Source organism: Modestobacter sp. KNN46-3, assembly GCF_011039295.1.
The window spans coordinates 1-13,843 of record NZ_JAAKGN010000031.1 but is presented as its reverse complement, the minus strand read 5'-3'; the positions used below and the strand labels follow the sequence as shown (position 1 = coordinate 13,843).

10 protein-coding genes are annotated in these 13,843 nt (G+C 76.2%); 7 read left to right on the top strand and 3 right to left on the bottom strand.

All coding sequences use genetic code 11. The annotated features are described in order from the left end of the window. The first annotated feature begins 25 nt into the window (after positions 1–25). From G5C62_RS09415 to mnhG, 7 genes are all read left to right on the top strand, one after another. Complete coding sequence (locus tag G5C62_RS09415) at positions 26–916, top strand: alpha/beta fold hydrolase (protein WP_164700778.1); 891 nt, start codon at positions 26–28, stop codon at positions 914–916. Between the two features lie 70 nt (positions 917–986). Next, positions 987–3,785: a hydrogen gas-evolving membrane-bound hydrogenase subunit E gene (mbhE, locus tag G5C62_RS09410; protein WP_206330553.1), complete on the top strand. Its 2,799-nt coding sequence runs from the start codon at positions 987–989 to the stop codon at positions 3,783–3,785. Next, complete coding sequence (locus G5C62_RS09405; RefSeq protein WP_164700777.1) at positions 3,782–4,156, top strand: sodium:proton antiporter; 375 nt, start codon at positions 3,782–3,784, stop codon at positions 4,154–4,156. Before mbhE ends, G5C62_RS09405 begins: the two co-directional genes overlap by 4 nt. Beyond that, positions 4,153–5,700, top strand: a complete 1,548-nt coding sequence (locus tag G5C62_RS09400; RefSeq protein ID WP_164700776.1) for a monovalent cation/H+ antiporter subunit D family protein — start codon at positions 4,153–4,155, stop codon at positions 5,698–5,700. Before G5C62_RS09405 ends, G5C62_RS09400 begins: the two co-directional genes overlap by 4 nt. Further along, positions 5,697–6,119 (top strand): Na+/H+ antiporter subunit E, encoded by a 423-nt coding sequence (locus G5C62_RS09395; RefSeq protein ID WP_164700775.1) that lies wholly within the window; start codon positions 5,697–5,699, stop codon positions 6,117–6,119. The genes G5C62_RS09400 and G5C62_RS09395 overlap by 4 nt, the downstream gene beginning before the upstream one ends. A gap of 3 nt (positions 6,120–6,122) precedes the next feature. Continuing rightward, a complete protein-coding gene (locus G5C62_RS09390) occupies positions 6,123–6,380 on the top strand; it encodes a monovalent cation/H+ antiporter complex subunit F (RefSeq protein WP_036340351.1) in 258 nt (85 codons plus the stop codon). After that, positions 6,377–6,772: a monovalent cation/H(+) antiporter subunit G gene (gene mnhG, locus G5C62_RS09385; protein WP_164700774.1), complete on the top strand. Its 396-nt coding sequence runs from the start codon at positions 6,377–6,379 to the stop codon at positions 6,770–6,772. Before G5C62_RS09390 ends, mnhG begins: the two co-directional genes overlap by 4 nt. On the opposite strand, the gene G5C62_RS09380 is transcribed toward mnhG, so the two are convergent. From G5C62_RS09380 to G5C62_RS09370, 3 genes are all read right to left on the bottom strand, one after another. Beyond that, entirely contained in the window at positions 6,750–10,055 is a 3,306-nt protein-coding gene (locus G5C62_RS09380) for an ATP-dependent DNA helicase (RefSeq protein ID WP_164700773.1), read from the bottom strand. The two genes, mnhG and G5C62_RS09380, sit on opposite strands and share 23 nt — an antisense overlap. Positions 10,056–10,159: 104 nt before the next feature. After that, positions 10,160–13,390 (bottom strand): ATP-dependent DNA helicase, encoded by a 3,231-nt coding sequence (locus G5C62_RS09375; protein WP_206330552.1) that lies wholly within the window; start codon positions 13,388–13,390, stop codon positions 10,160–10,162. Positions 13,391–13,466: 76 nt separating this feature from the next. Next, positions 13,467–13,784 (bottom strand): MGMT family protein, encoded by a 318-nt coding sequence (locus tag G5C62_RS09370; protein ID WP_164700772.1) that lies wholly within the window; start codon positions 13,782–13,784, stop codon positions 13,467–13,469. Positions 13,785–13,843: the final 59 nt, after the last annotated feature.

Sequence of the window (13,843 nt, the reverse complement as noted above, 5' to 3'; positions counted from 1 at the left end):
GCGGGTGCCGGGCTAGGTTGCCTGCATGGCCGTGGGGATGCTGCAGGTGGACGTGGGCGACCTGACCTTCGACGTGCGGACGGACGGGCCGGAGGACGGTCCGCCGGTGCTGCTGCTGCACGGCTTCCCGGAGACGTCGCTGAGCTGGTCGGCGGTGACCCCGCTGCTCGCCGAGGCGGGGCTGCGCACCTACGCACCCGACCAGCTGGGCTACTCCCCCGGCGCCCGTCCCGGGGAGGTGGACGCCTACGCGCTGACCAACCTGGTCCAGGTGACCGCGGACCTGATGACCGCCCTGGACGTGCCGGTCGCCGACGTCGTCGGGCACGACTGGGGCGCCAACGTGGCCTGGGGCCTGGCCGGCTGGCACCCCGACCGGGTCCGCACCCTGACCGCCGTCTCGGTGCCGCACCCGACGGCCTACACGCTGGCCTTCCGTGCCGATCCGGAACAGAAGGAGCGGTCGGCCTACATCAAGCTCTTCTGGCAGGCCGGCAAGGCCGAGGAGGTGCTGCTCGCCGACGACGCCCGACGACTGCGGCGGATGCTCGACGCACCGGGCGTGCCCGCCGAGGCGGTCGACGTCTACGTGCGGCAGCTGTCCGCGCCGGGTGCGCTGACCGCAGCACTGAACTGGTACCGGGCGATGAGCTCGGCGACCCGGGTCGACCCGGTGGAGGTGCCGACGACGTACGTGTGGAGCGACGGCGACGTGGCCGTGGGCCGGATCGCCGCGGAGGCGTGCGCGGACCAGGTCACCGGCGACTACCGCTTCGTGGAGCTGCCCGGGGTCAGCCACTGGGTCCCCGAGCAGGCACCCGAGGACCTCGCCCGGGCGGTGCTGGACCGGATCGCCCGGGGCGCGGCGAGCGGCCCGACCGCAGGCGCCGGGTTGGCACGGAACGGGCTCGGGTAGTCGCGACCGCGTGACCGTGCCGCCGCGCCCAGCTGCTGCAGCGGGCACCTGCCCGGGTGACGACTGACCGGTGCTCCTCGCCCTCGCCCTGCTGGGCATGCTCGCGCTCGCCGCGGCCGCGCCGCTGCTGGCCCGGCGTCTGGGCCGCACCACCGGCTACCCGCTGGCCGTCGGTTACCTGGCGGTCGGGGCGCTGCTCGCCTCGGCCGCCCCGCGGGTGCTGGACGGCCGGACGGAGACCGCGTCGTGGGAGTGGCTGCCGTCGCTGGGCGTCTCGCTCTCGCTGCGGCTGGACGGGGTCGCCGGCGTCTTCTGCCTCATCGTGCTGGGCGTCGGCGCCCTGGTCATGGCGTACTGCCCCGGCTACCTCGGCGACGACGAGCCGCACGGGACCGTCTACCTGCTGCTGACCCTCTTCGCGACCAGCATGCTCGGCCTCGTCCTGGCCGCCGACGTGGTGCTGCTGTACGTCTTCTGGGAGCTGACCACGGTCTGCTCCTTCTTCCTGATCTCCACCGCCGGGGCCGCCGCTGCCCGTCCGGCCCGGCAGGCCCTGCTGGTCACCGCGGCCGGCGGGTTGGCGCTGCTCGCCGCGGTGGTGCTGCTCACGGTCGCCGCCGGGACGACGGACCTGGCGACGATCCTCGCCGAGCCCGACCGGGTGCTGGACTCCGGGCTGGCCTGGCCGATCGGGGGTCTCCTCGTCCTGGCGGCGTGCACGAAGTCCGCCCAGCTGCCCTTCCACTCCTGGCTGCCCGGCGCGATGGTGGCCATGACGCCGGTGAGCGCCTACCTGCACTCGGCGACGATGGTCAAGGCGGGCATCTACCTGCTGCTGCGCTTCTCGCCGCTGTTCGCCGACGAGGCCGCGTGGTCCACGGCGCTGATCAGCGTCGGCCTGCTGACGGCGGTGACCGGGGCGTTCCTGGCCCTGCGCGAGAACGACCTGAAGGGGATCCTCGCCTACTCGACGGTGAGCCAGCTGGGCCTGCTGGTCGCCGTCATCGGCGTCGGGACGCCGGAGGCACTGGCGGCCGCCGTCCTGCACACCTTCGCCCACGCGCTGTTCAAGGCGACCCTGTTCATGCTCGCCGGGATCGTCGACGAGGAGACCGGGACCCGCGACATCCGGGAGCTCTCCGGCATGTGGCGGGCCATGCCGGTCACCGCGGCGACGACGGTGCTGGCCGCCCTCTCGTTGGCCGGGGTCATCCCGATGCTCGGCTTCGTGAGCAAGGAGTACCTGTTCATGGGGCTGCTCGAGGCCGAGGGCGCCCCGTGGGCCGGACCGGTGGCCCTGGCCCTCGGCGTCACGGCGTCGGTGCTGACGTTCGCCTACGCCGCCCGGATCGTGCACGGCGGTTTCGGTGGCTCCGAACAGCACGCCGAGGTCTCCGAGCCCCCGGCCGCCTTCCTGCTGCCCGGGGCCGTCGCCGCGGGGCTCGGCCTGCTGCTCGGCCCCGCGGTCAGCGTGCTGAGCCCGATGATCGTCTCGGCCGCCCGCGACGTCGCCCCGGCCGGGGACCCCCCGGAGGTGTACTTCTGGCACGGGCTCAGCCCGGAACTGGCCATGTCCGCGCTGACGATCGTGCTCGGCCTGGTCCTGTTCGCGTTCCGCGCCCCCGTCGACCGGTCCCTGCAGCGCCTCCGCCTCCCCGACGCCGGGCGGCTGTTCGACCGGGCGCACGACGGGGTGATCGCGCTCGGGCACGTGGTGGGCGGGCCGGAACGCACCTCCTCCCCTGCCGCCCACCTCAGCCGCCCGTTGGTGGCGCTGGTCGCGCTGGCGGTCGTGGGGACCGTCCTCGTGGGCGGACTGCCCGGCCGCGCCGACACCGACCGCCCCCTCGACTGGGTGGTCGCAGCGCTGCTGACCGTGGTGGTGCTCGCCGCGGTGCTGACCGGCTCGACCATGGCGGCGGTGGGCCTGGTCGGCGTCACCGGCCTGCTGGTGGCGACGTGGTTCCTGCTCGCCGGCGCGCCCGACGTCGCGCTCACCCTGATGCTCGTCGAGGTGATGACGGCAGTGGTGGCGGTCCTGGTGCTGCGGGACGTCCCGGGCCGGCTCGTGCGCACCCCGCGGCGCGAGGCCGCCCCGGCCGCGGCGCTGGCGCTGGGCGCCGGCGTGGCCGCGGCGCTGGCCACCCTCGCGTTCACCGGTCGGCGGGAGCTCTCCTCGGTCGGGGAGCACTTCCTGACCTCCACGGAGGAACAGACCGGCGGCACCAACGTCGTCAACACGATCCTGGTCGACTACCGGGGCCTGGACACCCTCGGCGAGGCCGTGGTGCTGGGCACGACCGCGCTGGGCACGGCCCTGGTCCTCGGCCGCTCCGAGCGGCGCCGCGCCCCCGCGCCGGGGACGCCGGCCGGCCACCGGCGGGACGCCGTGCTCGAGGTCAGCAGCCGGGTGCTGGTGCCGGGCATGTTCGCGCTCTCGGCCTTCCTGCTCTGGCGGGGGCACGACGAGCCCGGCGGTGGCTTCATCGCCGCCCTGGTCGCCGGGGCCGCGATCGCACTGAGCCAGCTGACCTCCGGGCCGGACACCCTGCTGGGCCGGCTGACCCGGCCGGACCGGCTCGCCGGCGCCGGCCTGGTGCTCACCGTGGCCATCGGGGCACTGCCCACCGTGCAGGGCGAGGCGTTCCTGACCCCGGTCGAGCTCCCGCTGCTGCACGCTCTCGGGATCGGCTCCACGTTCCTGTTCGACCTCGGCGTCTACCTGCTGGTGCTGGGCCTCCTCGCGGCCGCCGTCACGCGGCTGGAGCACCCGGCCCTCGCCGACGACGACGAACCGGACCCGCCGAGCACCAGCTCCGCGGCCGTCGGTCCCCTGGTCGCCGGTCGGGTCCCGGAGCGGGCGCCGTGACCGCCGCGCTCCTGGTGGGCCTCCTGGTGGCCGCCGGGGTCTTCCTGCTGCTGCGCCGGGGGCTGCTCCGCGTCGTCCTGGGCTTCGTGCTGCTCGGGCATGCGGTGAACGTCCTGCTGGTCTCCGCCGGCGGCATGCAGCGACGCGGGGTCCCCCTGCTCGGGGAGGCCGACGCCGACCGAGCCGCCGACCCACTGCCCCAGGCCTTCGTGCTGACCGCGGTGGTCATCACCTTCGGGATCACCGTGTACATGCTCGCCCTGGCCCGGGCGGGCGACCCGGGTGCGACGACCGGGGACCCGTTCCCCGGGGAGGACGCGGACCGGGGCGGCGAGGCCGCCGACCAGCGCACCGAGGGTGGGCCGTCGTGACCGGCGGCCTCCTCGTCCTACCCGTCGCCGGGCCGCTGCTGGTGGCCGGCCTGCTGGCCCTCGTGCACCACCTGTGGCCGCACACCACCCGGCTGGACCGGGTGGCCGGGCCGGCCGCCGCCGGCGGGGTGCTGGTCTTCGCCGGGTCCCTGCTGGTCGCGACGTCGGACGGTGCGGTGCCCGTGCTCCAGCTGGGTGGCTGGCAGCCGGGCATCGCGATCGTCTTCGCCGCGGACACCTTCAGCGCGGTGATGCTGGCGGTCACCTCACTGCTGGTGCTCGTCTCGCTGCCCTTCGCCGCGGCCCTCGGTGAGGACGAGGACCCGGCGTTCGTCCCGATCGTGCTGGTCCTGCTGGCCGGGGTCTCCGGCGCAGCGCTCACCGCGGACCTGTTCAACCTGTTCGTCTTCATCGAGGTCATGCTCGTGCCGAGCTACCTGCTGTTCGCGGCGGGCGGCGGGGCCGAGCGGCTGGCCGCCGCCCGGCTGTACGTGAGCATCAGCCTGATGGCCTCCACCGTCCTGCTCGCCGGGGTCGGTCTCCTCTACGGCGTCGCGGGCACCGTGAACCTCGGTGAGCTGGCCGACGCCGCGGAGTCGTCGCCGGCCGTCGGGTTCGCCGGGGCGGTCGTGCTGCTCGCGCTGGGCGTGAAGTCGGCGGTCGTCCCGCTGCACGGCTGGCTGCCGCAGACCTACTCACGGACCGGCCCCGCGGTCGCCGCGCTCTTCTCGGGGTTGCTCACCAAGGTCGGCGTCTACGCGGTCATCCGGCTGTACTCGGTCGTCTACGGGGGCACACCGCGGTACCTCTGGGTGATCATGGCCGTCGCCCTGCTGACCATGGTGGTCGGCGTGCTGGGCGCGGTCGGCGAGCATGCGATGCGGCCGGTGCTCACCTTCCACATGGTGAGCCAGATCGGCTACGTCTTCGTCGGGCTGGCCCTGTCCACGGCCGCCGGGCTGAGCGCCACGGTGTTCTTCCTGGTCCAGTACGTGCTGGTCAAGACGGCCCTGCTGATGTGCGCCGGGGTGGTGGAGCACCGCTACGGCACCGGCGACCTCGACCGGCTCGGCGGCCTGGCCCGGCGGGAACCGCTGCTGGCCGGCGTCTTCGCGGTCTCCGCGCTCACGCTGGCGGGCATCCCACCGCTGTCGGGGTTCGTCGCCAAGCTCGGGCTGGCCTCGGCGGCCGCCGCGGCGGGGCAGTACCTGGCCGTGGCCCTCCTCGTCGGGGTGAGCCTGCTGACCCTGCTGTCCATGGTGAAGCTGTGGAACGGCGTCTTCTGGGAGCCGCCCGCCGAGCAGCCCGGCGGGGACGGGGACGCGGAGCCCGGCGAGGCCTCGGCCGCGGACGGCGGTGCCTCTCCGGTGGCCAGCGCCCTCGGGAGCCGGGTGCGGCCGCTGGTGCTGGCCCCGCCGCTGTTCCTGGCCGCGGCCGCCGTCGTGCTCGGGCTCTGGGCCGAGCCGCTGCTCTCGCTCAGCACCGTGGCCGGCGCCGACCTGGCCGACCCCGCTGCCTGGGTGGCGGCGGTGACCGGGCGATGAGCGCCCACCCCGGGGCCGGGCCGGCCTCGCTGCCGCAGCGCGGTGCCCTGCGTGCCTGGCGGGTCACCGCCTTCGCCGTGCAGTTCCTCCTCCGGTTCCTGCGCGCGAACCTCGCGGTCGCCCGGGAGGTCCTGACCCCCGGGCTCCAGGTGGCGCCGGCCGTGGTGGTGATCCCGGTGCGCAGCCGGACACCGTTCGAGGTGGCGTCGTTCATGAGCCTGATCGCCCTGACCCCCGGCACGCTGCCGATCGAACTGGACCGGGAACGGCGGCTGCTGACCGTGCACGGGATGCACGCCGGGGACCCGGACGCGTTCCGCGCCGAACTGAGCGACCTGGAGGACCAGATGCTGACTGCCTGGCGGCCGGTGACCGAGCAGCCCGAGGACCGGGCCCCCGACGACGACCGCCGGAGCTGAGCGGTGTTCGTGCTGGACGGAGCACTCGTCGTGCTGGCCCTGTGCCTGCTGGTCGCCACCTGGCGGCTGTGGGCCGGACCCACCGACGCCGACCGGGCGCTGGCCGTCGACTACGGCTTCGTCGTCGTCGTCGCCGGCATCGCCGTGCTGGCCGTGCGGCTGCGCACACCGGCGCTGCTGGACCTGGTCCTCGTCGCGACGCTGGTCGGCTTCCTCTCCACGGTGGCGTTCGCGCGGCTGGTCGCGGAGCGGTCCCGATGACCCTGCAGAGCGTGCTGGGCCAGGGCCTGGCGATCATCGGCGTCCTGCTGATCGGCGCAGCGGGGGTCGGCCTGGTGCGTCTGCCGGACGTCTACAACCGGGCCAACGCAGCCACCAAGGCGGCGAGCCTCGGGCTGGTCTGCGTGCTCTTCGGCGTGGTCGTGCTCGCGCCGGGGGTGTCGGCGGTGGTGACCCTCCTGGTCGCCATCGCCCTGCAGCTGTTCACCGTGCCCATCGCGGGCTACAAGATCGCTGAGGCCGCGCACCTGTCCGGCGCACCGCTGGCTCCGTCGACCGTCCGCGACGAGCGGGACGCTCCCGGCCCGGAGGGCGAGGCCGGCCGCGTGAGGCACCGAGCCGCGCGCACCCTCAGCCGGCCGGGCGCCCGGTGACGAGGGCGAGCAGGCCGTCCTCGTCGAGCAGGTCGACCGGGCGCAGCGTGACCCCGGCGGCGACGTGGTGGAAGCCGGCGCTGACCCGCTCCACCGGCACGCCGGTCAGCCGGGACCAGCCGAGCCGGTAGGCGGCCAGCTGGACGCCGGCGGCAGCGAGTTCGGCGGCCCCCGGCACGGGGCCGGTCTTCCAGTCGATGACCTCGAAGCCACCGTCGGGCGTGGCGTAGACGGCGTCGATCCGGCCGCGCAGGGTGAGCGGCCCCAGCGGTGTCTCGAACGGCGCCTCGACGTCCACCGGCTGGCGGTCTGCCCACTCCCCGGCCAGGAAGGCCTCCTGCAACGCGGTGAGCGCGGCGTCGGGGGCCGCGCCGGCGTCGCCGCTGCCGGGCAGCTCGTCCAGGTCGATCAGCCGGGCAGCACCGAAGCGCTCCTCCAGCCAGGCGTGGAAGGCGGTGCCCCGCCGGGCCAGCGGTGCCGGCGCGGCCGGCATCGGCCGACGCAGCCGGCGGGCCAGCTCACCGGGGTCGCGGCGCAGCGCGACCAGCGCGGAGACCGACAGGTGGGCGGGCAGCGGGACGTCGACGGTGCCGCGGGAGTGCTCGGCCCGCTCGCGCAGCAGCAGGTCGGCGTCCCGCAGCCACTCGGCGACCAGCGGGTCGTCGGTCGCGCCGAGCGCCTCCGTCGTCAGCGGGTGCGGCTCGGTGCCGGCGACCAGGTCGGCGGCGGCGGTGAGCGACCGGCGGCGGCCGGTCGACAGCGGGTCGGCCGGCCAGACGCCCACCGGCCACTCGGCCAGGGCGGGGTTCTCCGCGTCGTCCGCCGGGGGCTCGGCCCACGCGTCGACGACACCGGCGCCGTCCTCGCAGGCGCCCTTGACCGCCAGCAGCAGGGACGACGGCCCGCAGACGGTCTTGCCGTCGCGCCACCAACTGCCCGAGCACAGCAGCAGGTGCTTGGCCCGGGTCACCGCCACGTAGCCGAGCCGAATCTCCTCGGCCAGCCCGAAGTCCTTCCACTCCTCGACGTAGTCGGCCAGGGCGTCGCGGACCGCGGCCTGGTCACCGGAACCGGGGACCGGCAGGTGCAGCCGCGGCAGCTCGGCGCGGTCGGTGACCCGCAGGTCGACCGGGACCGCGCCGGGGTCGCGGATCCAGGAGTCGGAAGCGTCGCCCTTGGCGGGGAACTGCCCCACGGTCATCCCGGGCACCGCGACGACGTCCCACTCCAGGCCCTTCGCCGAGTGCCCGGTCAGCAGCTGGACCGCCTCCGGGTTGACGGCCACCTCACCCGGCTCCAGGCCCCGCTCCCGCACCTCGGCGTCGGCGAGGTAGCCGAGGAAGGCCGGCAGCGACGGCAGCTCGGCCAACTCGGAGAACTCGGCGGCGACCTCGTGCAGTGCGTCCAGGTGCGTGCGGGCGCCGCCGGGGGTCACGTCCGGGTGGCTGGCCAGCTCGGTCTCCAGGCCGAGGCTGCGGACCACCTCGTCGACCAGGTCGGGCAGCGACTCACCCAGCCGGGAGCGCAGCCCGGACAGCTCGTTGGCCAGCCGCCGGAGCCGCCGGTGCCCCTCGGGCGAGTACGCGTCGGGGCGGCCGAGGTCGTCGAGCGCCTCGACGATGCTCCCGCGCTCCCGCGGCAGGACCGGGCTCGCCGGGGCGCCGGCCGCCGGCGGGGTGCCCTCCTCGACCGGCTCGGGGGACGGCGTGCGGCGCTCCCGGACCAGCGCCCGGGACCGCGCCTCCAGCGCCGCCAGGTCACGCGGCCCGATCCGCCAGCGGGCGCCGGTGAGCAGCCGGCCCAGCGCGTCCCCGGCGCTCGGGTCGACCAGCACCCGCAGGGTGGCCACCACGTCGGAGACCTCGGGCACGTCCAGCAGCCCACCCAGCCCGACGACCTCGACCGGCAGGCCACGGGCGCGCAGTGCGGCGGCGATGCCGGGCAGCTGGGCCCGGCGCCGGGCGAGCACGGCGACCGTCGGCCGCGCCGCGGGAGCCCCCGGCGCGGCGTCCTCGGAGCCCTTCCAGCACTGCTCGAGCCGGTCGGCGAGCGCCTCGGTCTCCTCGGCGACCGTGTCGTACAGCCCGCAGTGCACCGCACCCGGACCGGCGACCGGGGAGGGCTGGAGGTCCGGCAGCGGCTGCTCGGGCTCGGGCAGCGCGGCGGCCACCGTGTTGGCCACGGCCAGCACCGCCTGGTCATTGCGCCAGCTGGTGGACAGGGTGAGCCGCTCGGCCGGGCGCTCGGGGGTGCCGGGGAAGGTGCGGGCGAACCGCTCGATCGTCCCGGCCGAGGCGCCCCGCCAGCCGTAGATGGACTGCCGCGGGTCACCCACGGCCAGCACCGGGTGGCCGCCCGGGCCGCCGAAGAGCGCCTCCAGCATCCGCAGCTGACCGACGCTGGTGTCCTGGTACTCGTCCAGCAGCACGACCCGCCACCGGGCGCGCTCCCGCCGGCCCACCTCGGCGGAGCTGACGGCGACCCGGGCGGCCAGGGACACCTGGTCGGCGTAGTCGATGGCCCCGGCCGCACGCTTGCGCGCCTGGAACGCCTCGACCATCGGCAGCAGGGCGACCCGGGCCCGCTGCCGGGCCACCAGCTTGAGCACCTCCGCGTAGGGCCCCTTCTTCCGCCCGGCGTCTGCGTAGCCGCGCAGCTGGGACTCGAACCGCGCCGTCCAGGCCCGCAGGGCGTCCGGGGTGATGTCGTGCTCCCCCAGCTCGGCGGCGAGCTGGAGCACGTCCTCGGTGGTGGTGACCAGGCCCAGGGCGACGTCGCTCATGTCGCCGGTGTGCGCGGCCACGGCGGTCGCCGCCTGGCCCCAGCACATGGCCGGCCCGAGCACGCCGGACCCGGGCTCGACGCCGATCCGCAGCCCGTGCTCGGCGACGATGCTGGCCGCGTACCCGTGGTAGGTCGCCACCGTCGGTGCCGCCACGGCGAGCCGTTCCCGGAGCGCCGGGTCGGTGTCCGGGTGCTCGGCGAGCGCGGCCAGCCGCTTGCGCACCCGGGCGTTGAGCTCGCTGGCCGCCTTGCGGGTGAAGGTCAGGCCGAGCACCGCCTCCGGCGCGACGAGCTGGTTGGCGACCAGCCAGGCGACCCGGGCCGCCATCGTCTCGGTCTTCCCCGAACCGGCGCCGGCGACCACCACCAGCGGCCGGTCGACGGGAGCGGCGACCACGCCGGCCTGCTCCGGGGACGGCGAGTGGCCGACGCCGCTGCGGGCGGCGGTCTCGGCGGGGGTCAGCAGCCGCGGCGGCTCCGGCGCGGCGACCGGCACCATGCCCGGGAGGTCGAAGCTGAGCTGTTGAAGGACCCCGTCCTCCCCTCCGCTCGCGAGCTCGCGAGGGAACCCGGGACGGGGCCGGGAAGAGCCGGCAGAAGGCGTCATCGGGTCACCTGCCGGCCGGACTCCTGCATCGGGCAGCTGCGGCGGAAGGCACACCGCTCGCAGTCGGTGTCGGTGCGCGCCACGAACTCCCCCGCTCCCATCCCAGCGCCGACCTCGGCGATCAGCTCGCCCGCCCAGCTCTGCCGCGGGTCGACGTCGACGGGCAGCGGCGGCTGCACGTGCTCCTTGGCCGCCTTCTGCGCGCCGCCCACCTGCAGCAGCGCCGCACCGCCGGTGGCGGTGCCGTGCTCGGCGAAGGCGCCCTCGGTGACGGCGAGCTGGTAGGCCGCCAGCTGCCCGTGCTCCTCCACGGCCCGGGGCGCGGTCTTGCCGGTCTTCAGGTCCACGACGACCAGCCGCCCCTCGGCGTCGCGTTCCAGCCGGTCGACCTGCCCGCGCAGCCGGGCCCGGCCGACCGTGACGTCGAAGTCCTCCTCCGCGGCGATCAGCTCCCGGTCGGCGCGGGTGTGCCAGGCCAGGAACTTGGTCAGCATCTCCTGGGCCCGCTCCCGCTGGCGCTGGTCGAACCAGCCCGGACCCAGGTCCAGCCCGTCGAGCTCGGTGTCCAGCACGGCGGGGGCGTCGGCGGGCGGCAGCCCCTCGGCCACCTGCTGGGCCACGTCGTGCACCGCGGACCCCACCGTGCGGGTGGCCTCCGGGGCCGCCTCCGCACCGACCGCGCCGAGCACCCAGCGCAGCGGGCACCGCTGGAAGGTGTCGATCGCCGAGGGCCGCACCGGCACCACCTCGGCCGGGTCGACCAGCGGTGCGTCGTCCGACAGCGGTGCCAGCCCCCACCAGCCGGCCGGGTCTGCCCCGGGCACCCGCTCCGCGGCCAGCCGGCGCAGCACGGCAGCAGCGCTGCTCCGGCGGGCCGGCGGCGTGTGCGGGTCGGTGAGGTGCCGGCGCAGCTCGGCGACGAGCGCGGGCAGGGTCAGCTGCCGGGGCAGCGGGGTGTGCGGGCGCGCGCCGTCCCCCTCGGCCGGGGCCGGCGCCACGAGGTCCAGGAACCGTGAGGCGGTCGCCCCGGCGTCACCGCCGTCCAGCGCGCCGTCGACGGCGGTGACCAGCAGCCGGCGCCGCGCTCGGGTGCAGGCCACGTAGAACAACCGCCGCTCCTCGGCCATCGCCTGGGTGCGCCGGTCCAGGGTGGCCGGGTCGGTGCCACCGGCGGCGTCGACCAGGTCCTCGGCGCCGAGCAGGCTGACCCGGCTGCGCAGGTCGGGCCAGATCCCCTCCTGCACCCCGGCGACGCAGACCAGGTCCCACTCCAGGCCCTTGGCCGCATGGGCGGTGAGCAGCCGCACCGTCTCCCCCATCGGTGCCCGCGCGGCACCGCTGTCACCGGGCAGCTGCTGGGCGCCCAGGTGCTGCACGAACGCGGCCACGGTGGCGTGCGGGAGGCGGTCGACGAAGCCGGCGGCGGCGTCGAACAGCGAGACGACGGCGTCCAGGTCGCGGTCGGCCACCGCACCCGAGGGGCCCCCGGCGGCGCTGGCCCGGGCCCACCTGTTGGCCAGCCCGCTGGCCTGCCACATCGCCCACAGGACGTCCTCGGCGCTCCCGTCGGCCGCCAGCGAGAGCCGGCCGGCCGACAGCACCCGGGCCACCCGCAGCGCCGGCCGGGCCAGGTGCTCGGGCAGTGCGTCGAGCAGCGTGGCGTCGGCCAGCACCGCCGCCAGCGGCGCCCCCCGGACCGCCGGGTCCTCACCCCGGGTGGCCAGCTCGCGGCGGACCGCCCGGCGCAGCCGCCGCAGGTCCAGCACCGTCGCCCCACCCAGCGGGGAGGCGAGCAGGGCCTCGGCGCCGGGCTCGTCCAGCCCGGTCTCCGCCGGCGGCTCGGCGTCCGCAGCCGTGTCGGCCGCGGCCGGCAGCAGCGCGGTGAGCGCGGCCAGCAGCGGTTGGACGGCGGGCTGACCGGCGAGCGCGACGTCGTCGGCGGAGACGGCGACCGGCACCCCGGCCTGGCCCAGCGCCCGGCGGACCGGGCCGAGGCCGGCGGTGGCCGACCGGACCACGACCGCCATCTGCGACCACGGCACGCCGTCCAGCAGGTGCGCGCGGCGCATCGTGTCGGCGAGGAAGGCGGCCTCCGTGGACGGGGAGTCGAAGACGTGCACCTCGGCGGTGCCGGGAGCGGTGCGCTCCCCCGCCTGCAGCCGGCGGTGCTCCCACGGCCCCGGCAGCCCCTCGGCGACCCGCCGGCTGACGGCGAGCAGCTCGGCGCCCGAACGGCGGCAGACGCCCAGGGAGAGCCGGTCGGCCGGCCGGCCGTCGCGGTGCCGGAAGCGGCTCGGGAAGTCGATGATCCCGCGCGGCTCGGCGCCACGGAACGCGTAGATCGCCTGGTCCGGGTCGCCGACGACGACCAGGTCACCCCCGCCCCCGGCGAGCAGCTCGACCAGCTCGACCTGCGCCGGGTCGGTGTCCTGGTACTCGTCGACGAACAGCCAGCCCGCCCGCTCCCGCTCGGTGCGCAGCAGCTCCGGGTCGTCGCGCAGCTCGTCGATGGCGGTGCGGACCAGCTCGGCCGGGTCGTAGCCGGAGGCGCCGCCACGGGCGACCGTGGCGAAGTACGAGACGTCCTGGTACTGCCGGAGGAAGTCCGCGGCGGCCTCCCAGTGCGGCAGCCCGCGCTCACGCCCCCAGGCGGACAGCCGCCGGCTGTCGATGCCCCGTTCGGTGGCCCGCAGCAGCAGCTCGCGCAGCTCGTCCCGGAAGCCGTCGGTGCCCAGCGCGGCGGCCAGCTCGGCGGGCCAGCGGACGGCGCCCTCCTCGTCGGCGTCGCCGCGCAGCAGCTCGGCCAGCACGGCGTCCTGCTCCGCAGAGGTCAGCAGCCGCGGGGCGGGCTCACCGCGCAGGACCGCCGCCCGGCGCAGCACCCCGAAGGCGTAGGAGTGGAAGGTGCGGGCCACCGGCTCCCGGATGGTGCGTCCGACCCGGGCGGTGATCCGGGTGCGCAGCTCGGCCGCGGCCTTGCGGCTGAAGGTGAGCACGAGCAGCCGCTCGGGGTCGGCGCCGGCGTCGATCCGCGCGGCGACCGCCTCGACGATCGTGGTGGTCTTCCCGGTGCCGGGGCCGGCCAGGACCAGCAGCGGACCACCCCGGTGGTCGACCACCGCCTGCTGGGTCGGGTCGAGCTGCGGGCGGACCACCGGCTCCGGCTCCGGCTGCACCAGCCGGTACACCGGCCCCGCGACACCCGCCGACGACTCGGTCGTGACCACCGCTTGACTGCCCGCCTCCCCCCGCACACCCAGATGAGACCACGGGGGTACGACAGTCCGGCTCAGGCCGTCCGGCTCAGACCTCGTCCGGCCAGCCCACGGCGGCCAGGTCGACCCGGGCACCGCGCAGCGGCACCCCCTCCCCGACCAGCAGCTCCAGCTGCCGCACCCGGACCGGTTCGGCCGCCGTCCCGTCGGCGCGCACCACCCGGTGCCAGGGCACGGCCGCGCCACCGGCGGACAGCGCCCGGGCGACCCGGCGCGGTCCCACCCCGACCAGGCGCCCGATCGCGCCGTAGGTGCTCACCCGCCCCGGCGGGATCGCCTCGACCACGTCGTAGACGGCCTCGTCGACGTCCTCCGCCGAGCGCGGCTCGGGTCCGGGAGCTCGCACGGTGCCGACCTCAGCCGGTGAAGTCGCTGTTGAGCGTCCACCACTCGTACAGGTCGGCG